The organism is Streptomyces coeruleorubidus (assembly GCF_008705135.1).
GTDB lineage: Bacteria > Actinomycetota > Actinomycetes > Streptomycetales > Streptomycetaceae > Streptomyces > Streptomyces coeruleofuscus.
This window is the reverse complement of record NZ_CP023694.1, coordinates 8,493,853-8,513,413: the sequence shown is the minus strand read 5'-3', so window position 1 is coordinate 8,513,413 and position 19,561 is coordinate 8,493,853. Positions and strand designations below refer to the sequence as shown.

The 19,561-nt window shown below is 72.2% G+C and carries 19 protein-coding genes; 14 read left to right on the top strand and 5 right to left on the bottom strand.

Going from position 1 to position 19,561, the window contains the following annotated elements; genetic code table 11:
• The first annotated feature begins 52 nt into the window (after positions 1–52).
• The 9 genes from CP976_RS38785 to CP976_RS38745 all read left to right on the top strand — a co-directional run bounded on the left by CP976_RS38785 (position 53) and on the right by CP976_RS38745 (position 11,084).
• Positions 53–2,092: a bifunctional aldolase/short-chain dehydrogenase gene (locus tag CP976_RS38785; protein ID WP_150484539.1), complete on the top strand. Its 2,040-nt coding sequence runs from the start codon at positions 53–55 to the stop codon at positions 2,090–2,092.
• A complete protein-coding gene (locus tag CP976_RS38780) occupies positions 2,089–3,537 on the top strand; it encodes a rhamnulokinase (RefSeq protein ID WP_150484538.1) in 1,449 nt (482 codons plus the stop codon). The genes CP976_RS38785 and CP976_RS38780 overlap by 4 nt, the downstream gene beginning before the upstream one ends.
• A 71-nt stretch (positions 3,538–3,608) precedes the next feature.
• Positions 3,609–4,364: a (Fe-S)-binding protein gene (locus CP976_RS38775; protein WP_086599829.1), complete on the top strand. Its 756-nt coding sequence runs from the start codon at positions 3,609–3,611 to the stop codon at positions 4,362–4,364.
• Positions 4,361–5,839 (top strand): LutB/LldF family L-lactate oxidation iron-sulfur protein, encoded by a 1,479-nt coding sequence (locus CP976_RS38770; RefSeq protein ID WP_150484537.1) that lies wholly within the window; start codon positions 4,361–4,363, stop codon positions 5,837–5,839. Before CP976_RS38775 ends, CP976_RS38770 begins: the two co-directional genes overlap by 4 nt.
• Complete coding sequence (locus tag CP976_RS38765; protein ID WP_150484536.1) at positions 5,836–6,483, top strand: LutC/YkgG family protein; 648 nt, start codon at positions 5,836–5,838, stop codon at positions 6,481–6,483. The genes CP976_RS38770 and CP976_RS38765 overlap by 4 nt, the downstream gene beginning before the upstream one ends.
• Positions 6,484–6,652: 169 nt before the next feature.
• Entirely contained in the window at positions 6,653–7,438 is a 786-nt protein-coding gene (locus tag CP976_RS38760; RefSeq protein ID WP_150484535.1) for an ABC transporter ATP-binding protein, read from the top strand.
• 3 nt (positions 7,439–7,441) lie between these two features.
• Positions 7,442–8,752, top strand: a complete 1,311-nt coding sequence (locus CP976_RS38755; protein WP_150484534.1) for an FtsX-like permease family protein — start codon at positions 7,442–7,444, stop codon at positions 8,750–8,752.
• A 119-nt stretch (positions 8,753–8,871) separates the two neighbouring features.
• The gene (locus CP976_RS38750; protein WP_150484533.1) at positions 8,872–9,729 is read left to right on the top strand and encodes an AAA family ATPase; all 858 of its coding nucleotides are present in this window, start codon (positions 8,872–8,874) and stop codon (positions 9,727–9,729) included.
• Entirely contained in the window at positions 9,726–11,084 is a 1,359-nt protein-coding gene (locus CP976_RS38745) for a vWA domain-containing protein (RefSeq protein ID WP_150484532.1), read from the top strand. Before CP976_RS38750 ends, CP976_RS38745 begins: the two co-directional genes overlap by 4 nt.
• A gap of 30 nt (positions 11,085–11,114) precedes the next feature.
• Here the strand turns inward: CP976_RS38745 and CP976_RS38740 are convergent, their stop codons facing one another.
• The 3 genes from CP976_RS38740 to CP976_RS38730 form a co-directional block, all read right to left on the bottom strand.
• On the bottom strand, positions 11,115–11,474 hold the full coding sequence (locus tag CP976_RS38740) for a cupin domain-containing protein (protein ID WP_150484531.1): 360 nt from the start codon (positions 11,472–11,474) through the stop codon (positions 11,115–11,117).
• 61 nt (positions 11,475–11,535) lie between these two features.
• On the bottom strand, positions 11,536–12,516 hold the full coding sequence (locus CP976_RS38735; RefSeq protein WP_150484530.1) for a pyridoxal-phosphate dependent enzyme: 981 nt from the start codon (positions 12,514–12,516) through the stop codon (positions 11,536–11,538).
• Positions 12,513–13,205, bottom strand: coding sequence for a helix-turn-helix transcriptional regulator (locus CP976_RS38730; RefSeq protein ID WP_150484529.1), 693 nt, complete (start codon positions 13,203–13,205; stop codon positions 12,513–12,515). Before CP976_RS38730 ends, CP976_RS38735 begins: the two co-directional genes overlap by 4 nt.
• Before the next feature lie 167 nt (positions 13,206–13,372).
• On the opposite strand from CP976_RS38730, the gene CP976_RS38725 reads away from it, so the two are divergent.
• The 3 genes from CP976_RS38725 to CP976_RS38715 are packed head-to-tail and all read left to right on the top strand — an operon-like array spanning position 13,373 to position 16,016.
• Entirely contained in the window at positions 13,373–14,293 is a 921-nt protein-coding gene (locus CP976_RS38725) for a metal ABC transporter solute-binding protein, Zn/Mn family (protein WP_150484528.1), read from the top strand.
• The gene (locus CP976_RS38720) at positions 14,290–15,135 is read left to right on the top strand and encodes a metal ABC transporter ATP-binding protein (protein WP_150484527.1); all 846 of its coding nucleotides are present in this window, start codon (positions 14,290–14,292) and stop codon (positions 15,133–15,135) included. The genes CP976_RS38725 and CP976_RS38720 overlap by 4 nt, the downstream gene beginning before the upstream one ends.
• Positions 15,132–16,016, top strand: a complete 885-nt coding sequence (locus CP976_RS38715) for a metal ABC transporter permease (RefSeq protein WP_150484526.1) — start codon at positions 15,132–15,134, stop codon at positions 16,014–16,016. The genes CP976_RS38720 and CP976_RS38715 overlap by 4 nt, the downstream gene beginning before the upstream one ends.
• 21 nt (positions 16,017–16,037) lie before the next feature.
• Here CP976_RS38715 and CP976_RS44085 read toward each other — a convergent pair whose 3' ends face one another.
• Positions 16,038–16,175: a hypothetical protein gene (locus CP976_RS44085; protein ID WP_229876396.1), complete on the bottom strand. Its 138-nt coding sequence runs from the start codon at positions 16,173–16,175 to the stop codon at positions 16,038–16,040.
• Between the two features lie 252 nt (positions 16,176–16,427).
• On the opposite strand from CP976_RS44085, the gene CP976_RS38705 reads away from it, so the two are divergent.
• Together CP976_RS38705 and CP976_RS38700 are read left to right on the top strand one after the other, a co-directional pair.
• Positions 16,428–17,810: an FAD-binding oxidoreductase gene (locus CP976_RS38705; RefSeq protein ID WP_150485696.1), complete on the top strand. Its 1,383-nt coding sequence runs from the start codon at positions 16,428–16,430 to the stop codon at positions 17,808–17,810.
• 32 nt (positions 17,811–17,842) lie between these two features.
• Positions 17,843–18,652: an alpha/beta fold hydrolase gene (locus tag CP976_RS38700; RefSeq protein ID WP_150484525.1), complete on the top strand. Its 810-nt coding sequence runs from the start codon at positions 17,843–17,845 to the stop codon at positions 18,650–18,652.
• A gap of 7 nt (positions 18,653–18,659) precedes the next feature.
• On the opposite strand, the gene CP976_RS38695 is transcribed toward CP976_RS38700, so the two are convergent.
• Positions 18,660–19,499 (bottom strand): (2Fe-2S)-binding protein, encoded by an 840-nt coding sequence (locus tag CP976_RS38695; protein ID WP_150484524.1) that lies wholly within the window; start codon positions 19,497–19,499, stop codon positions 18,660–18,662.
• Positions 19,500–19,561 lie beyond the last annotated feature (62 nt).

Below are 19,561 nucleotides of genomic sequence, written 5' to 3'. Positions count from 1 at the left end.
TCCCCGCGCCCCTGAGGGCACCTCACCCACTCTCTTTTGAAAAGGAACTCTCATGGCAACCCATCCCGAAGCCGCCGCCCTCCTGGCCCGTTCCCACCGGCTCGGCTCCGATCCCCGTAACACCAACTACGCGGGAGGCAACGCCTCCGCCAAGGGCACCGAGACCGACCCCGTCACCGGTGGTGACGTCGAGCTGATGTGGGTCAAGGGGTCCGGAGGTGACCTCGGCACGCTCACGGAGGCGGGACTCGCCGTGCTCCGGCTGGACCGGATGCGGGCGCTCGTCGATGTCTATCCGGGTGTCGAGCGTGAGGACGAGATGGTCGCCGCGTTCGACTACTGCCTGCACGGGAAGGGCGGTGCGGCGCCGTCCATCGACACCGCCATGCACGGGCTGGTCGAGGCCGCCCACGTCGATCACCTCCACCCGGACTCCGGTATCGCGCTCGCCTGTGCCGCCGACGGGGAGAAGCTGACCGCCGAGTGTTTCGGGGACAGTGTCGTGTGGGTGCCGTGGCGGCGGCCCGGATTCCAGCTCGGGCTGGACATCGCGGCCGTGAAGGAGGCCAACCCACAGGCCATCGGGTGTGTTCTGGGCGGGCATGGGATCACCGCCTGGGGTGACACGTCCGAGGAGTGCGAGCGGAACTCGCTGCACATCATCCGGACCGCGGAGAAGTTCCTCGCCGAGCGCGGCAAGGAGGAGCCCTTCGGGCCGGTGATCGAGGGGTACGCCGCGCTGGGTGCCGGGGAGCGCCGGGAGCGGGCCGCCGCGCTCGCGCCGTACGTCCGTGCCCTCGCGTCCCAGGACCGGCCTCAGGTCGGGCACTTCAACGACTCCGAGGTGGTTCTCCACTTCCTGGCGAGCGCCGAGCATCCGCGGCTGGCCGCGCTGGGCACCTCCTGCCCGGACCACTTCCTGCGGACCAAGGTGCGGCCGCTGGTCCTCGACCTGCCGCCGACGGCTCCGCTCGACGAGGCCATCGCCCGGTTGAAGGAGCTGCACGCCGAGTACCGCGAGCAGTACGCCGCCTACTACCAGCGGCACGCCGAGCCGGACTCCCCCGCCATGCGCGGCGCCGACCCGGCGATCGTGCTGGTCCCGGGCGTGGGCATGTTCAGCTTCGGCAAGGACAAGCAGACCGCCCGGGTGGCCGGCGAGTTCTACGTCAACGCCATCAATGTGATGCGCGGGGCGGAGGCCGTGTCCACGTACGCGCCCATCGAGGAGTCGGAGAAGTTCCGCATCGAGTACTGGGCGCTGGAGGAGGCCAAGCTCCAGCGGATGCCGAAGCCCAAGGCGCTCGCGACGCGGGTCGCGCTGGTCACGGGTGCGGGCAGCGGCATCGGGAAGGCGATCGCGCACCGGCTGGCCGCCGAGGGCGCCTGTGTCGTCGTGGCCGATCTCAACGGCGAGAACGCGGCCGCGGTCGCCGAGGAGCTGGGCGGGCCGGACAGGGCCGTCGCCGTGACCGTGGACGTGACGTCCGAGGAGCAGATCGCCGAGGCGTTCCGGGCGGCCGTGCTGGCCTTCGGCGGTGTCGATCTCGTCGTCAACAACGCCGGTATCTCGATCTCCAAGCCGCTGCTGGAGACCTCGGCGAAGGACTGGGACCTCCAGCACGACATCATGGCGCGCGGGTCCTTCCTGGTGTCGCGGGAAGCGGCGCGGGTGATGATCGCGCAGGAGCTGGGCGGCGACATCGTCTACATCGCGTCGAAGAACGCCGTGTTCGCCGGGCCCAACAACATCGCCTACTCGGCCACCAAGGCAGACCAGGCCCACCAGGTGCGGCTGCTCGCCGCCGAGCTGGGCGAGCACGGCATCCGGGTCAACGGGGTCAACCCCGACGGTGTCGTGCGGGGCTCGGGGATCTTCGCCGGTGGGTGGGGGGCCCAGCGGGCCGCCGTGTACGGGGTCGAGGAGGAGAAGCTCGGCGAGTTCTACGCCCAGCGGACCATCCTCAAGCGTGAGGTGCTGCCCGAGCATGTCGCGAACGCGGTCTTCGCCCTCACGGGCGGCGACCTGACCCACACCACCGGGCTGCACGTCCCGGTCGACGCCGGCGTCGCGGCCGCCTTCCTGCGGTGAGCGCGGCCGTGAAGTCGTACGCCGCGGTCGACCTCGGCGCGTCCAGCGGGCGCGTCATGGTCGGCCGCGTCGGCCCCGACAGCCTGGAGCTGGCCGAGGCGCACCGCTTCCCGAACCGGCCCGTGCGGGTGCCCGAGGGGCTGCGCTGGGACGTCCTGGGTCTGTACGCGGGGGTGCTGGACGGGCTGAAGGCGGCCGGGCAGGTCGACTCCGTCGGGATCGACAGCTGGGCCGTGGACTACGGGCTGCTCGACGCGGACGGGGCGCTGCTCGGCAATCCCGTGCACTACCGGGACTCCCGGACGGAGGGGGTCGCGGAGAAAGTGTGGGCGACCGTCCCGGCGGAGGAGCTGTACGCGGCGACCGGGTTGCAGTACGCGCCCTTCAACACCCTGTACCAGCTGACGGCCGCTCGGTCCTCGGCCCAGCTGTCCTCCGCCGAGCGGCTGCTGCTCATCCCCGACCTGCTGACGTACTGGCTCACCGGTGAGCAGGGCACCGAGCTCACCAATGCCTCGACGACCCAGCTGATCGATCCCCGGACCCGTGACTGGTCGTACGACGTCGCCTCGCGGCTGGGGATCGACCTGAGCCTGTTCGCGCCGCTGCGCCGGCCCGGTGATCCGGCGGGTGTGCTGCGGGACGCGGTGCTGGAGGAGACCGGGCTGACCGGGCCCGTGCCCGTGACGGCGGTCGGGTCGCACGACACCGCGTCGGCGGTGGCCGCCGTACCCGCCGGGCGGGAGCGGTTCGCGTACATCTGCACCGGCACCTGGTCCCTGGCCGGACTGGAGCTGGACGCGCCGGTGCTGACCGAGGAGAGCAGGGCGGCCAACTTCACCAACGAGCTGGGGCTGGACGGCACGGTCCGGTATCTGCGCAACATCATGGGGCTGTGGCTGCTCCAGGAGTGCGTGCGGGCCTGGGGCGAGCCGGACCTGGGCGCGCTGCTGCTGGAGGCCTCCAAGGTGGAGGCGCTGCGGTCCGTGGTGGACGCGGGCGACGCGGCGTTCCTCGCGCCGGGGCGGATGCCGGAGCGGATCGCCGAGGCGTGCCGGGTCTCGGGGCAGCCCGTGCCCGAGTCGCCGGCCGAGGTGACGCGCTGCATCCTCGACTCCCTCGCCCTCGCCCACCGCAAGGCGGTTCAGGACGCGCAGCGGCTCGCCGGGCATCCGGTGGACGTGGTGCACGTGGTGGGCGGCGGTACGCGCAACGCACTGCTGTGCCAGCTGACCGCCGACGCCTGCGGGCTGCCGGTGGTGGCGGGGCCGACGGAGGCGGCCGCCCTGGGGAACGTGCTCGTGCAGGCGCGGGCCCACGGTCTGGCCGGTGACCTGGCGGGGATGCGGCGGCTGCTCGTCCGTACGCAGCCGCTCACGCGGTACGAGCCGCGCGGCGGGACCGAGCGGTGGCGCGCCGCGCAGGACCGGCTCGCCGGGGACTGACGGGGTCTCCCCCGGGCCCCGTTCCCCCACTACGCTGCAACTCATCCGATGATCGACCACAAGGAGCCGCGATGCGTGTCGCCCTGTTCCTGACCTGCGTCAACGACACGCTGTATCCGGACACCGGGCGCGCCGTGGTGAAACTGCTGACCAGACTGGGCGTCGACGTCGACTTCCCGATGGCGCAGACCTGCTGCGGCCAGGCGCACTACAACACCGGATACCGTCACGAGGCCGAACCGCTCGCCCGGCACTTCTCCGATGTCTTCGGCGAGTACGAGGCGATCGTGACGCCGTCCGGGTCGTGCGGGGCGATGGTGCGGGAGCTGTATCCGCGGATGGGCGAGCGGGCCCGGGCCGAGGGGCGCGGGGACACCCTCGCGGCCACGCTGGCGCCGGTGGTGCCGAAGACCTACGAGCTCACCGAGTTCCTCGTGGACGTGCTGGGCGTGACGGACGTCGGGGCGTACTACCCGCACAAGGTGACGTACCACCCGACCTGTCACGGCCTGCGCGGGCTGGGCCTCGGCGACCGGCCGCGGCGGCTGCTCCAGGCCGTGAAGGGGCTGGAGCTGGCCGAGCTGCCGGGGGCCGACGAGTGCTGCGGGTTCGGCGGCACCTTCGCCCTGAAGAACGCCGACGTCTCGGCGGCCATGGGCACCGACAAGGTGCGCAACGCCGAGTCGACGGGCGCCGAGGTGCTGTGCGCGGCCGACAACTCCTGCCTGATGCACATCGGCGGGACGATGACCCGGCTGCGGACCGGCATGCGGCCGGTGCACATCGCGGAGATCCTGGCGAGCACGGAGGAGGAACCTGCCGTATGAGCGGGACGTTCGTCGGGATGCCGGCGTTTCCGGAGGCCGCGCGGGAGGCCGTGGGCAACACGACCCTGCGCGGCAATCTGCGGCACGCCACGCACACCATCCGCGCCAAGCGGGCCAAGGCCGTGACGGAGGTGTCCGACTGGGCCGAGCTGCGCGAGGCGGGCAAGCGCATCAAGGACCACACACTGCGCCATCTCGACCGCTATCTGGAGCAGTTGGAGGAGGCGGTCACGGCGGCCGGCGGCATCGTCCACTGGGCCGCCGACGCGGCCGAGGCCAACGAGATCGTCACCCAGCTCGTGAAGATGACCGGCGAGTCGGAGGTCGTCAAGGTCAAGTCGATGGCCACACAGGAGATCGGGCTCAACGAGGCGCTGGAGGCCGAGGGCATCCGCGCCTACGAGACGGATCTCGCCGAGCTGATCGTGCAGTTGGGCAAGGACCGCCCCTCGCACATCCTCGTCCCGGCCATCCACCGCAACCGCGGCGAGATCCGCGACATCTTCTCCCGGGAGATGAGCGAGTGGGGCCGCCCGGCCCCCGAGGGCCTCACCGACACGCCCGCCGAACTCGCCGAGGCGGCCAGGCTGCACCTGCGGGAGAAGTTCCTGCGCGCCAAGGTCGGCATCTCCGGGGCCAACTTCATGGTCGCCGAGACGGGCACGCTGGTGGTCGTGGAGTCGGAGGGCAACGGCCGGATGTGCCTGACGCTGCCCGAGACGCTGATCTCGGTCGTCGGCATCGAGAAGATCGTGCCGACGTGGCGGGACCTGGAGGTGTTCCTCCAGACCCTCCCCCGCTCGTCGACGGCGGAGCGCATGAACCCGTACACGTCGACGTGGACCGGCACGACCGACGGGGACGGGCCGAGCACCTTCCACCTGGTGCTGCTGGACAACGGCCGCACCGACACCCTCGCCGACGAGGTCGGCCGGCAGGCGCTGCGCTGCATCCGCTGCTCGGCGTGCCTCAACGTGTGCCCGGTGTACGAGCGGGCCGGAGGCCACGCCTACGGCTCGGTGTACCCGGGGCCGATCGGCGCGATCCTCAGTCCCCAACTGCGGGGCACGGGCAGTGAGATCGACGCCTCGCTGCCGTACGCGTCCTCGCTGTGCGGCGCGTGCTACGAGGTGTGCCCGGTCGCCATCGACATCCCCGAGGTGCTGGTGCATCTGCGGGAACGGGTCGTGGAGGGCGGGGAGGTCACCCGCGAGGGCAACAGGGTGGTGCTGCGGCCAGCGAAGGGGCATGCCGCCGAGCGGGCGGCGATGCGCGCGGCCCGCTGGGCGTTCACGCACCCGGGCGCGCTGCGCACCGGCCAGCGGGCCGCCTCCCGGACCCGGCGCTTCCATCCCCGGACGCTGCCCGGGCCCGGGCGGGCCTGGAGCGGAACCCGGGATCTGCCGCCGGTGCCCGCCGAGCCGTTCCGGGACTGGTGGCAGCGGACGCGCGGCGGGAAGGACGGTGCCAGGTGAACAGCAGGGAGCGGATTCTCGGGCGGGTGCGGCGCGCGCTTGTGGACGTACCGCGGGACGACCCGTCGTACGAGCAGGCGGTTTCGCGCGACTACGCGTGTGAGCACGGGGACAGGAGTGTCGAGCAGACCGTCGAACTGCTCGCCGAGAATCTGGCGGACTACCGGGCGATCGTGCACCGTACGGACGCCGAGGGGCTGGCCGGGCTGATCGCTGGGCTGCTGGAGAAGCGGGGGTCGGCTTCGGTGCTCGTGCCGTCCGGGCTGGACGAGGGGTGGCTCTCGCAGACCGGTGTGACGCGGGTGACGGACCGGGCGGAGAGCACGCCGCACGAACTCGACCGGGTGGACAGCGTCGTGACGGCCTGTTCGGTCGCGATCGCGGAGACCGGGACGATCGTGCTGGACGGCTCGCCCGACCAGGGGCGGCGCCGGATCACGCTCGTCCCCGACCACCACGTCTGTGTGGTGCGCGTCCCCGAGCAGGTCGTGTCGTCCGTGCCGCAGGGTCTCGAACGCCTCGACCCGGCACGTCCGTTGACGTGGATCTCCGGGCCGTCGGCGACCAGTGACATCGAGCTGGACCGGGTCGAGGGCGTGCACGGTCCGCGCACGCTGGAGGTGATCCTGGTGGGGGACGCCTGACTCGTCGCCGAGGCCTGGTCGGAGCCCCGCATGCCGTGTCCCGAGTCGCGGGGTGTCGCTGAGTACACCCGCGATACGGGTTCTGCGGCCAGTGTGGCCGCCTCGCCTTCTCCGTAGCGTCGTCGGCGAGGCACAGGGCGTGCCGGACGAAGGACGAAGGGGGACGGCGATGCTGCGCACCGGCTCACGACAGGACCAGGACCCGGGACCCGCCGCCGAGGCGCTGCGGCTGGTCAAGGTCACCAAGACCTACGGGAGCGCCGACAGTGCCGTGACCGCCCTGGACGCTGTGACGCTCGGTCTGGGGCGTGGCACGTTCACGGCGGTGATGGGGCCGTCCGGCTCCGGCAAGTCGACGCTGTTGCAGTGCGCGGCAGGGCTGGACCGGCCCGACAGCGGGATCGTGCGGGTCGACGGCACCGAGCTGACCGGCGGCGACGAGGCCGAGCTGACGAAATTCCGGCGCGGGCGGATCGGGTTCGTGTTCCAGCAGTACAACCTGCTGGAGACGCTGACCGTCGCGCAGAACACGGTGCTGCCGCTGAAGCTGGCGGGGCGGCGCGTGGACCGGCGGCGGGTCCGGGAGGTGCTGGCGTCCGTGGGGCTGGGCGACCGGCTCGGGCATCGACCGGACCAGTTGTCGGGCGGTCAGCGTCAGCGCGTCGCCATCGCCCGGGCGCTGGTCACCGAGCCACGGGTGATCTTCGCGGACGAGCCGACGGGCGCGCTGGACACGCGCAGTGCGCGGGACGTGCTGCGGCTGCTCCGGGAGGCGGTACGAAAGCACGGCCGGACGGTGGTCATGGTGACGCACGACCCGGTCGCCGCCTCGTACGCCGACAGCGTGCTGTTCCTCGCGGACGGCCGGCTGGCGGGCCGCATGGACGACCCGACGGCGGACGCGGTCGCCGAGCGGCTGGCGCACCTGGGCGACGACGTGCCGGCGGGGGTGTGAGCCGTGTTCGTTCTCGCGATGCGGTCGATACGGCAGCGGCCCGGACGGTTCCTGGCGACCCTGCTGTCCGCGTTCCTGGGCGCGGTGATCATCATGACGTTCAACTCGATGCACGACACGGCCGGGCAGCCGGGCGTGGACCCGACGAGCTCGGAGACCTTGTCCACCGCTGCGGGTGTGGTCGGCGGCTACGGCACCCTGCTGGTGTTCTTCGCGATCGCCTCGACGCTGACGGTGAACGTGCGCCAGCGGGCCGCCGAGATGGAGCTGTTGCGCTGTTCGGGGGCGACTCCGGCGCAGATCAAGCGGATGGTGGTGGGTGAGGCGGTGGCCGTGGCCCTGGTGGGCGCGGCCCTGGCGGTCGGACCGGCGATGCTCGGCGGCCGGGCGCTGCTCGACGTGTTCCGGGACAGCGGTCAGGTCGCCCGGTCCGTCGACCACTCCTTCGGCCCGGTGGCGTTGCAGTCCGGTGCCGGCATCACGCTGCTCGCCGCCGCGGGTGCCGCGATCCTCGCCGTGCGGCGTGCGACGGGCGGGAGCCGGCGTCGGGGCCGGGCGCGGACGGTTCTCGCCTACGCGGCTCTGGTGGCCGGTGCCGTGTCGGTGACCTCGACGTTCGTGTTCTCGGCGACGGACGCGGCGCTGATGGCGCCGCCGGCGTACGGGGCGATCCTGCTGTCGGTCGGGTGCGCGCTGATGGCGCCGCGGCTGCTGGCGGGTGTGCTGGACCGGCTGCCGCTCGGCGGCGCGAGCGGCTGGCTGGCGGTGCGCAATCTGCGCGAGCGGGCCGGGCAGCTCGCCGGAATCCTGATGTCGCTGATCCTGTTCACCGCCGTCGCCACGGCGACGCTGACCATGCAGGCCGTGGAGAGCGACGCCGTCGCGGCCTCGGGGGCCGTGAAGTCGGTCGACGCGAAGAACCTGGAGACGCTCAACTTCACGGTCGTCGGCATCATCGTGGTCTTCGTCTGCGTGATGCTGGTCAACTCCCTGTACGCGGCGACCACGTACCGGGAGCGGGAGTTCGGGCAGCAGCGCCTCGCCGGGGCCACCCCCGGTCAGGTGCTGGGTGTGGTCGGGGCCGAGGGGCTGGTCCTGACGGTCACCGGCGTGTGCTTCGGCACGCTGGCGGCGCTGGCGGGGATCGTCCCGTTCACCGTGGTGCGCACCGACGCGGTGCTGCCGGACCAGGCATTCGGCGTGTGGCTCGCGGTCGTGGCGGTCGCGGCGGCGGTGACGCTGGGGACGGCCCTGGCCACGGCCCGGCGGGTGCTGCGCACTCCCGCGGTGCGGGCGGTGGCGTCGGCGGCGTGATCGACGACACGCGGGGGCCGGCCGCTTCGGCGGCCGACCCCCGTGACAGCTTCGCTGAACAAGCGCTTAGATAGGTACTCTCGTCCGCCCGCTGTCGCCGCCGACCTGGGAGGCCCCCGTTGTTCACATCCGTCGACGACGTCTCCGCACGTCTGGCCGGGACCGGCTATCTCGCCTCGCCCGCCGTCGCCACGACCGTCTTCCTCGCCGACCGGCTGGGCAAGCCGCTGCTGGTGGAGGGGCCGGCAGGCGTCGGCAAGACGGAGCTCGCCAAGGCCGTGGCCGAGGTGGCGGGGGCGCGACTGGTGCGCCTGCAGTGTTACGAGGGGGTCGACGAGTCCCGGGCGCTGTACGAGTGGAACCACGCCAAGCAGCTCCTGCGCATCAGCGCGGGCCGCGACGAGACGTGGGACGAGGCGCGCACGGACATCTTCAGCGAGGAGTTCCTGCTCACACGGCCGCTGCTGACCGCCATCCGGGGCGACGACCCGAAGGTGCTGCTGATCGACGAGACCGACAAGGCGGACGTCGAGGTGGAGGGCCTGCTCCTGGAGGTGCTCAGCGACTTCCAGGTGACCGTGCCCGAGCTGGGCACCATCACCGCGACGCGCCGCCCCTTCGTCGTCCTCACCTCCAACGCGAGCCGGGAGCTGTCCGAGGCGCTGCGCCGCCGCTGCCTCTTCCTCCACATCGGCTTCCCCGAGGAGGAGCTGGAGCGCCGCATCGTACGGCTGAAGGTGCCGGGGCTCGACGAGGCGCTGGCCCGCTCCGTCGTCCGGGTCGTGGGCGCGCTGCGGGCGATGGACCTGCGCAAGGTGCCGTCGGTCGCCGAGACCATCGACTGGGCGCGCACGCTGCTCGCACTGGGCGCGGACTCCCTGGACGAGACGGTCGTGCGGGCCACCCTCGGCGTGCTCCTCAAGCACCAGGACGACGTGCTCAAGGCGACCGCCAAGCTCGACCTGGACGCCCTGTGACCACGTCGGCGGGCGTCGCGGAGCGGCTGACGTCCCTGGTCGGGGCGCTGCGCGCGCACGGCGTCCGGATCGGCACCGGCGAGACGGTCGACGCGGCGCGGGCGGTCGAGGCACTCGGCCTCGCGGACCGGGAGCTGCTGCGCGAAGGACTCGCGGCGACTCTGCTGCACGGCACCGGCCAACGGCAGGTGTTCGACCCGGTCTTCGACCTGTACTTCCCACGCGGCGTCGGCGGCCCGGAGCAGCGGGCCGCGGGCCGGGAGCATCTGCGCGACCGGCTGGCGGCCGCACTGGCCGCCGACGACCGGGCGCTGCTGGGCCGGCTGGCGGTCGAGGCGGTCGACGGTTTCGGCGGCTACGGTTCCGCGCCGGAGTCGGACGGCTGGTCGTCGTACCAGACGCTGGAACGGCTGCGCCCGCAGACCCTGCTGGCCCGGGTCCGCGACGACGTGCGCGGCCGGGGCGGGAGTGAGAGGTTCGCGGACCGGCTGCTGGAGGACGAGATCCGGCGGCGTATCGAGACCTTCCGCGCGCTGGTGGCGGCGGAGGCGCGGCGCCGGGTCGCCGAGCGGCGCGGCCGGGACGAGATCGCCCGGCGGGCGGTGGCCCCGACCGCCGACCAGGTCGACTTCCTGTTCGCCGGGAAGGCCCGGCTGGCCGAGCTGCGCCGGACCGTGCAGCCGCTCGCCCGCAAGCTCGCGACCCGGCTCGCGGCCCGGCGCCGCCGCGCCTCCCGGGGCGCGATCGACCTGCGGCGGACCCTGCGCGGTTCGCTGTCGACGGGCGGCGTGCCGATGAAGCCGGTGCTGCGCAGGCGGCGTCCCGTCCGCCCCGAACTGGTGCTGCTGTGCGATGTGTCGGGGTCGGTGTCGGGCTTCTCGGACTTCACGATGCTGCTGGTGCAGGCGCTGCACGACCAGTTCAGCAAGGTGCGGGTGTTCGCCTTCGTCAACCGGATCGACGAGGTGACCGGACTCCTGCGGCACGGCACCGCGGACCCGGAGGGGCTCAGTGCCCGTATCCAGGCGGAGGCCACGCTCACGGGCTGGCACGGCAGCAGTGATTACGGCATGGCGCTGGGCGAGTTCGCGGAGCGCTACGGTGACGCGGTCGGTCCGCGCACGACCGTGTTCGTCCTCGGTGACGCCCGCACGAACATGAGCGACCCGAACCCGCCGGCCGTACGGCAGATCACCGAACGGGCCCGCCGCGTCTACTGGCTGAACCCCGAACAGCGCTCACGCTGGGGCACGGGCGATTCCGCCGCGCCCGCCTACGCCGAGCTGGTCGAGATGCACGAGTGCCGCACGGCCCGGCAGCTGAGCGCCCTGGTGGGGCGGCTGCTGCCGGTGTGATCAGGCGGGCCCGTACGAAGGACGGCGAGGCTAGTGCTTCTTGGCGTACTCCTTGGCCATGCTGCCCGCGAAGTCGTGGACCACGCACTGCTCGTCGCCGACGACCCAGGCGTCGTGGCCGGGCGGGCAGACGAACACGTCGCCGGGTCCCACTTCGCTTTCCGCTCCGTCGTCCATGCGGATGCGCATACGGCCCGAGACGACATAGCCGTTGTGGTGGATCTGACAGCTGTCCGTCCCGGCGATCGGAGCCACGGACTCGGACCAGCGCCAGCCTGGTTCGAACGTGGCCACGGCGAAGTCCAGACCCGTCATGTGGACGGCTTCCAGATGGCCTCGGGGGTAGTCGCGCCGCTCGTCCGGCTTGTCGATCGTCTTCACCTCAAGCATGACGCTCCTCCTCCGTGAGGGGTGTGCTTCCATCGTCCGTCCGTCGAGGGGGCCGCGCCATTCAGCGGCTGCCGGCGCCGCAGAGCCGGGCGAAGCGCTCGGCGTCGATGTTGCCGCCGGAGACGATGACGCCGACGCGGCGCGGAAGAGGACCGGCGCGGCCGGTGAGCAGGGCGGCCAGCGGGGTGGCGCCGCTCGGCTCGACGACGATCTTCAGGCGTTCGAAGGCGAACCGCATCGCGTCCCGGATCTCGTCGTCGGTGACCAGGACGACGTCGTCGACGAGCCGCCGGTTGACGGAGAAGGTGAGTTCGCCGGGTGTGTGCAGGGCCTGCCCGTCGGCGATGGTGTGCGGCACCGGGATGCTGACGCGCCGGCCCGCCTCCAGTGAGCGCTTGGTGTCGTCCCCGGCCTCCGGTTCGACGCCGATCATCCGGATGTCCGGGTGCAGTCCCTTGGCCACCGTGGCACTGCCGGCCATGAGCCCGCCGCCACCGACCGGTGTCAGCAGCGCCCCCAGCTCCCCCACTTCTTCGAGGAGTTCCAGTGCGGCCGTGCCCTGCCCGGCCATGATGTGCGGATGCTCGTACGGCGGGATGACGGCGAGACCCCGCTCGGCGGCCAGGGCCTCGGCGATGGCGACGCGGTCGCCGGTGTAGCGGTCGTAGGTGACGATCTCGGCGCCGTAGCCGGCGGTGGCCGCGCGCTTGGACGGCGGGGCGTCCTCCGGCATGACGATCACGGCGGTGGTGCCGAGCTCGCGGGCGGCCAGGGCGACGGCCTGGGCGTGGTTGCCGGAGGAGTAGGCGGCGATGCCCCGGGAGAGCTGGTCGGGGGTGAGGCGGGAGGCGGCGTTGTAGGCGCCGCGGAACTTGAAGGCGCCGACGCGCTGGAAGTTCTCGCACTTGAGGTGGATCTCGGCGCCGGCGAGTGCGTCCAGGGTGCGGGAGCGCAGGACGGGCGTGCGGTGGGCGACGCCCTGGAGCCGGGCGGCGGCGTCCCGGACGTCGTCGAGGGTGACCGGTGGGGTGGTGGTCGTCACGCTTGTCCTCCAGCGGAAGTGTCGGAAGCCGTGCCGTGCGCGGCCCGGGCCTGGGAGAGGTAGTTGTAGGCGGAGGCGCGGGAGATGCCGAGCCGGGCGGCGACCTGCTCGACCGCGCCGCGCACGGCGAAGACACCGCGCGTGTCCAGGCCGCCGAACAGCTCCAGGCGCTCCGCGCGGTCGAGCTCCGCCCAGCTGCCCCGCTGTTTCGACTGGTGGGCGTCCACGAGGGCGTCGACCACGGAGTCGATGTCGTTGCCGAAGGTGGTGGTCGGCAGCTCGGCGGGGGCCGCACCGAGTCCGGCGAGGGCGCCGAGCAGGCCGTGGACCTGGCTGACGGCGCCTACGTCCACGTTGACGCAGAGCGCGCCGAACACGGCTCCGGTGGAGTCCCGGAGCACCATCGTGGAGGACTTCACCAGCGTCCCGTTCCGGGTGCGGGTGACGTAGTTCAGTTCGTCGGCCGCCTCGTCCCCGTCGGCGAGGACGCGCATCCCGATCTCGCTCATCGCGCCGCCCACCGTCCGCCCGGTCACCGATCCGGCCACGGCGACGACCGACTTCTCCGGGTTCCGGTAGTCGTGCAGTACGACTTCGCAGACCGGTCCGAAGGTCGCGGCGATCCCGTCGACGACCGGTGTCAGCGCGGCGAGGATCGCGTCCCGTTCCGCTGCCAGAGTCTCTCGCATGCCTTTAGACTACACGTCCAAGGCTTGGACCAACAGTCCAGTCGATCCCGGTCAACAACTGGCAATGGTTTTCACATGACTTCGGCCAGAACCCGCTCTTGACATTCATTGCCATCTAGCGTGGCGCCTGCCTGACATCCCGTCCGCACATCCGTCATGGAGGAGCCATGCCCCTGTCCACGTCCCGCCGCCTGGCGCTGCTGACCGGCGCGTCACTGGCCCTCCTCGCGGGCTGCGGCAGCTCGTCGGACTCCGCCGACGCCGAGAGCGCCCCGGCGAAGGTGCCCGTGGTCGCCTCCACGAACGTCTACGGCGACATCGTGCGGAGCATCGGCGCCGACAAGGTCGACGTCACCTCGGTCATCAGCGACCCCGACCAGGACCCGCACTCCTACGAGGCCGACACGCAGAACCAGCTGGCCCTGTCCAAGGCGAAGGTCGTCGTCGAGAACGGCGGCGGCTACGACGACTTCGTCGACCGGATGCTGAAGAGCGGCCACAACGACTCCGCCCAGGTGATCAACGCGGTGCGGGTCTCCGGCAAAACGGCGCCGAAGGGCGGCGAGCTGAATGAGCACGTCTGGTACGACTTCCCCACCGTCGCCCGCGTCGCCGACCGCATATCCGCGGCCCTCGCCAAGGCCGACCCCGCCGACGCGGCCGCCTTCAGGAAGAACGCCACCGCCTTCAAGGCCGAGCTCACGCCCTTGGAGGCGAAGGAGGCACGGATCAAGAAGGAGCACGGCGGTGAGGCGGTGGCGATCACCGAGCCCGTGCCGCTGTACATGACCGAGGCGAGCGGCCTGGTGAACAGGACACCCGCGGCGTTCAGCGAGGCGATCGAGGAGGGCGACGACGTCTCACCCCGGGTCCTCCAGGAGAGTCTGGCCCTGTTCGGCGGCAGGAAGGTCGAGGTGCTCGTCTACAACGAGCAGACCTCCGGCCCGCAGACCGAGAAGTCCGAGGCGGCGGCCAAGGCGGCCGGCATCCCCGTCGTGCCCGTCACCGAGACCCTGCCGAAGGGCGAGGACTACCTCGGCTGGATGACCGCCAACGTCGACGCGCTCGCGAGCGCGCTGGCCAAGTGACCCCGGTGTCCGGGCAGGACGGCACTCCTGTCGTCGGTCTGCGCGGCGCGGCCCTGTCGTACGGCGACCGCACGGTGTGGAGCGGCCTCGACCTCGACGTACGGTCCGGGGAGTTCCTGGCCGTGCTGGGGCCGAACGGAGCGGGCAAGACCAGCTTCGTACGGGCGCTGCTCGGCCGTCGGCCGCTGTCCGCCGGGACGCTGACCGTCCTCGGCCGGCCCGCTCGCGAGGCCGCCCGGCACATCGGCTACGTCCCGCAGCAGGCGGCGCTGTCCGCGCAGGCCCTGCTGCGCGCCCGGGACCTCGTGCGGTTCGGCATCGACGGGCACCGCTTCGGGCCGCGCCTGCGCACCGGCGCGGTCCGCCGCCGGGTGGACGAGATCCTCGAGTCGGTCGGGGCCGCGGCCTACGCCGACGTCCCGCTCGGGATGCTGTCCGGCGGTGAACGGCAACGCGTGCGCATCGGGCAGGCCCTGGCGACCGACCCGAGCATCCTGCTGTGCGACGAACCGCTGCTGTCACTCGACCTGAACCACCAGCGGGCCGTCACCGGGCTGATCGACGCCCGGCGCCGGTCCCACGGCACGGCGGTCGTCTTCGTGACCCACGAGATCAACCCGGTGCTGGGGATGGTCGACCGGGTGCTGTACCTGGCCCCCGGCGGCCACCGGGTCGGCACCCCGGACGAGGTGCTGACCTCCGAGTCGCTGTCCCGGCTCTACGGCACGCAGGTCGACGTGGTGCGGGTGCGGGGCCGGGTCGTCGTCGCCGGGGCCCCCGACGAGCCCGCCGCGCCGCACCATCCGGGGCAGGTTCACGAGACGGACGGAGTGCGCGCATGACGCTCGCCGACGGGGTCTGGCAGCAGATCTTCGACTTCACCGACTACGGCGAGCTGCTGGCCCTGGTCCGCAACTCCCTCATCGCCGGCGTGGCCCTCGGTCTCGTGGGCGGGCTGGCCGGGGTCTTCGTCCTGATGCGGGACCTGCCGTTCGCGGTGCACGGCATCAGCGAACTGTCCTTCGCGGGCGCGTCGGCCGCCCTGCTGCTGGGTGTGAACATCGTGGCGGGCTCGATCGCCGGTTCGCTCCTCGCGGCCGGCGCCATCGGGGTGCTGGGGACACGGGCCCGGGACCGCAATTCGGTGATCGGCATCATCATGCCGTTCGGGCTGGGCCTCGGCGTGCTCTTCCTCGCCCTCTACAAGGGCCGGGCGGCCAACAAGTTCGGCCTGCTCACCGGACAGATCGTCGCCGTGGACACCCCGCAGATGTCGTGGCTGCTCGGCACGTCCGTGCTGGTTCTGATCGCTCTGGCGGTCATGTGGCGTCCGCTGGCCTTCGCCAGCACGGACCCGGATGTGGCTCAGGCACGCGGGGTGCCGGTGCGTGCCCTGTCCTTCGCGTTCATGCTGGTGCTCGGGCTCGCGGTCGCCCTGTCGGTGCAGGTCGTCGGCGCGCTGCTGGTGCTCACGCTGGTCGTCACCCCGGCCGCGGCCGCCGCCCGCGTCACCGCGTCGCCGGTGCTGCTGCCCGTGCTGAGCGTGCTGTTCGCCGTGGCCTCGATCGAGGGCGGCATCCTGCTCGCGCTGGGCAGCAGCGTGCCCATCAGCCCCTACGTCACGACGATCTCGTTCGGCGTCTACGCGGTGTGCCGGCTGGCCGGGACGTACCGGGCCCGGCGGTGGGGGGCGCGGCGGACGGCGGCGGTGCGGGCGGCGTGACGCGCTGATCGGCGGCAATCGCTACGGGGCCGTGGATTCCGCCGAGTCGAGGGCGTTGGCTCCGGCGGGGCCGGGGGTGCCGAGCAGCGCGGCCAGATCGTCCGCCGTCTCGGCGGGTGTGTTGCCCTCGTCCGGCACCTCCGAGCGGCCGTGTCCCACTCACGGCCGTCCCCGCCCCAGCCGTGCACCAGCAGCACGGCGGGGGCGCCGGCGGCGCCGAGCGTCGTGGTGAAGAGACGGACGCGGCCGGGGTCGGGCACGGGCTTCTCCTTTTCCGGCGACGAGGCAGTCGCCGTACTCGCGCCCACCAGCATGGTCGCGCCCGCGAGCGGTACGCCGCCGGACATGCGTGGCTCGGCCGTCGGCGGGAGGCTGGTCATGTCAGCACGGTCGGGCCCCGAGGAGATCGTCATGGACAGCGCCACCCTGGAGGACATGCGGACGACATTGCGGGGGCCGGTCACAGGCCCGCGGGACGCCGAGTACGACCAGGCCCGCAAGATCTACAACGCGATGATCGACAAGCGCCCCGCCGCCATCGTGCGGTGCGCGGACGCCGCGGACGTCATGGCCGCGGTGACCTTCGTTCGCGATCACGGTCTGGAACTCGCCGTACGGGGCGGCGGGCACAGCGGCCCGGGCCTGTGCCTGGTGGACGACGGCGTGACCATCGACCTCTCGCCGATGCGCGGGGTGCGCGTCGACCCGGCCGCGAAGACCGCCCAGGCCGGCGGGGGCAGCCAGCTCGGCGACCTGGACCACGCCACGCACGCTTTCGGCCTCGCCACTCCCACGGGCATCATCTCCATGACGGGCGTCGCAGGCCTGACCCTCGGCGGCGGACACGGTTACCTCACCCGCAAGTACGGCCTGACCGCGGACAACCTGATCAGCGCGGACGTCGTGCTGGCCGACGGCAGCTTCGTCACCGCGAACGCCACCGAACACCCGGACCTGTTCTGGGCGTTGCGTGGTGGCGGCGGCAACTTCGGCATCACGACGTCCCTCACCTACCGGCTGCACCCGGTGGACACGGTCGGGGCGGGGGTGACCGTCTGGCCGGTCGAGCACACCCGCGAAGTGCTGGGGTGGTACCGCGAGTTCCTCCCCCGGGCGCCGGAGGACGTGTACGGGTTCTTCACCGTCTTCGTCGTCCCGCCCGGACCGCCCTTCCCCGAGGAGATCCACAGGCAGAAGGTGTGCGGCATCGTGTGGTGCCACACCGGCGATCCGGACCGGCTCGACGAGGCTCTCTCCGTGGTCCAGGAGCCCGGCTCGCCGGCCTTCCACTTCGCGGCACAGATACCCTACGTCGCGCTGCAGAGCATGTTCGACGAACTGATCCCGACCGGCTACCAGTGGTACTGGCGCGGCGACTTCTTCGACCACATCCCCGACGCCGCCCTGGACATCCACCTCGAGTACGGCGAGAACAATCCGACGCAGCTCTCGCTGATGCACCTCTATCCGGTTGACGGAGCCGCCCACCGGGTGGGCCCGGACGACACCGCGTGGAGCTACCGGGACGCCGTCTGGTCCGGCGTCTTCGCAGGTGTCGATCCCGATCCGGCCAACGCCGGGATCATCAGGCAGTGGTGCGTCGGCTACCAGGAGGAGCTGCACCCGTACTCCATGGGCGGCTCGTACGTGAACTTCATGGGCACGGGGGAGGGCCAGGAACGGGTCCGTGCGACCTACCGTGACCACTACGACAGGCTCGCCCGGGTCAAGCGGACGTACGACCCGGACAACCTGTTCCACGCCAACCAGAACATCGCGCCGGCGCAGGGGTGACGACCACGGATCCCCGTTCCAGGAGGCCGATCATGGGGCAGATGATCAACGCCGACGGTGTGGAGCTGTGGGTCGAACGACGAGGTCAGGGACCCGACGTCCTGCTCATCGCGGGGCTGGGAGACCCCGTCGAAGCATGGCAGGCGCAGCTCGACGGGCTCGCGGACCGCTACCGGCTCACGGCCTTCGACAACCGTGGAGCCGGGCGTACGCCGCTTCCCGAGGAGCCGCTCTCCGTGCCGCGGATGGCCGACGACGCCGCGGCTCTGCTCCGGGCGCTCCGGGTACCGGCCGCCCATGTCGCCGGTTTCTCCGGGGGCAGCTTCATCGCGCAGGAGCTGGCGCTCCGGCATCCTGACGTGGTCCGCAGCCTGGTGCTCATGAGCACGGTGGCTCGCCCGGACGCCTACTTCCTCGCCATGACGCGCTTCTGGCACTGGATGGTGGAGCGCGCCCCGGACGAGCGGGCCATGCTGGAGGCGTTCTTCCTGTGGATCTACACACCTCGCGCCCACGCCGACGGCATGGTCGACCAGTTCGTGGAGGAGACGCTCGCTTTTGAACACCCGCAGTCCGTCGAGGACTTCCAGCGCCAGCTCGCGGCGTTCACCGGGCACGACACGCTCGACCGTCTCGGCCGGATCACCGCGCCGACCCTCGTCCTCGCCGGCGAACTCGACCTCGCCACGCCGCCGCGCCTCGGCCGCGTGGTCGCGGACAGCATCCCGGACGCCGAGTTCGAGGTACTGCCCGGGGAGGCCCATCAGCCCTTCCAGGAGGTGCCGGACGTGTTCAACGCCCGGGTCGACGCGTTCTGGCGCGGAGTGGACGCAGGAGGCTGACGGCCGGTCAGGATTCGAGCCGGCGCAGTCGTTCGGCGTCGCAGGTGCGGGGGCAGGTGGCGCAGGCCTCGTCGGGGCGGATGGCGTAGTAGAGGCAGCAGCCCGTGCGGGTGCGGGTCGGGTGGTGGCGGCCGTCGGCGCCGGTCAGGACGCGGAAGTCCGCTCCGGCGGGGTAGGGGCTGACGGGTTCGGGGAGCAGGGCGGTGGCGGCGCGCACGGCGTCGTCCTCGCGGCCGAGGGTGCGGCCCAGGTACCAGATCCCGGAGACGAGATCGTCGCCGACCATGCCCCACAGGGCGCGCGGGCCGCGGCGTACGGCGGGTCCGAGGGCGGTGAGCAGCGGGCGCATGTGGTCGGCGACCGCGGCGCGCAGTTCGGCCCGCAGGGCCTCCTCGTCCGCCACGGTCACGGCCCCGGGCAGCGCGGCGACGGGGTCGCCGGGCAGACAGGCCACGCGGGGCTCGGGCGTGACCGTGTACGTCCCGGCCGCGAGGTCCAGGCGCACCGACTGGGGGCGCACGCGGGGCACGCGGCGCTCCAGGTACCACACGCCGCTCATCAGCAGGGCGATCGACCAGGCGTAGTCGTGCAGGGCGCGTGAGGCGGCGACGTGGGGGCGCGGGGTGTGGCCGTGGCGTGTGCGGATGCGGGTCGCCTCGACGTCCACGAAGGCGTCGAGGGATCGCTGATCCGAGGTCAGTTCCGCGCCCGAAAGGGTGTGTTGACCGGCAGCCGCCCAGGGGTCCGCGACCTCGACGTCCAGTGCCTCACAGACGCCGGTCAACCGCCGGTAGGCGGCGGCGAGGACGGAGGCGAGGGCCGGCGGTGACTCCAGGACAGTGCGCATCGATCACTCCTACGGGCAGTTGCAACCCGTGGTTGGATAGGCAAGGCTAACCTAAGGTACAA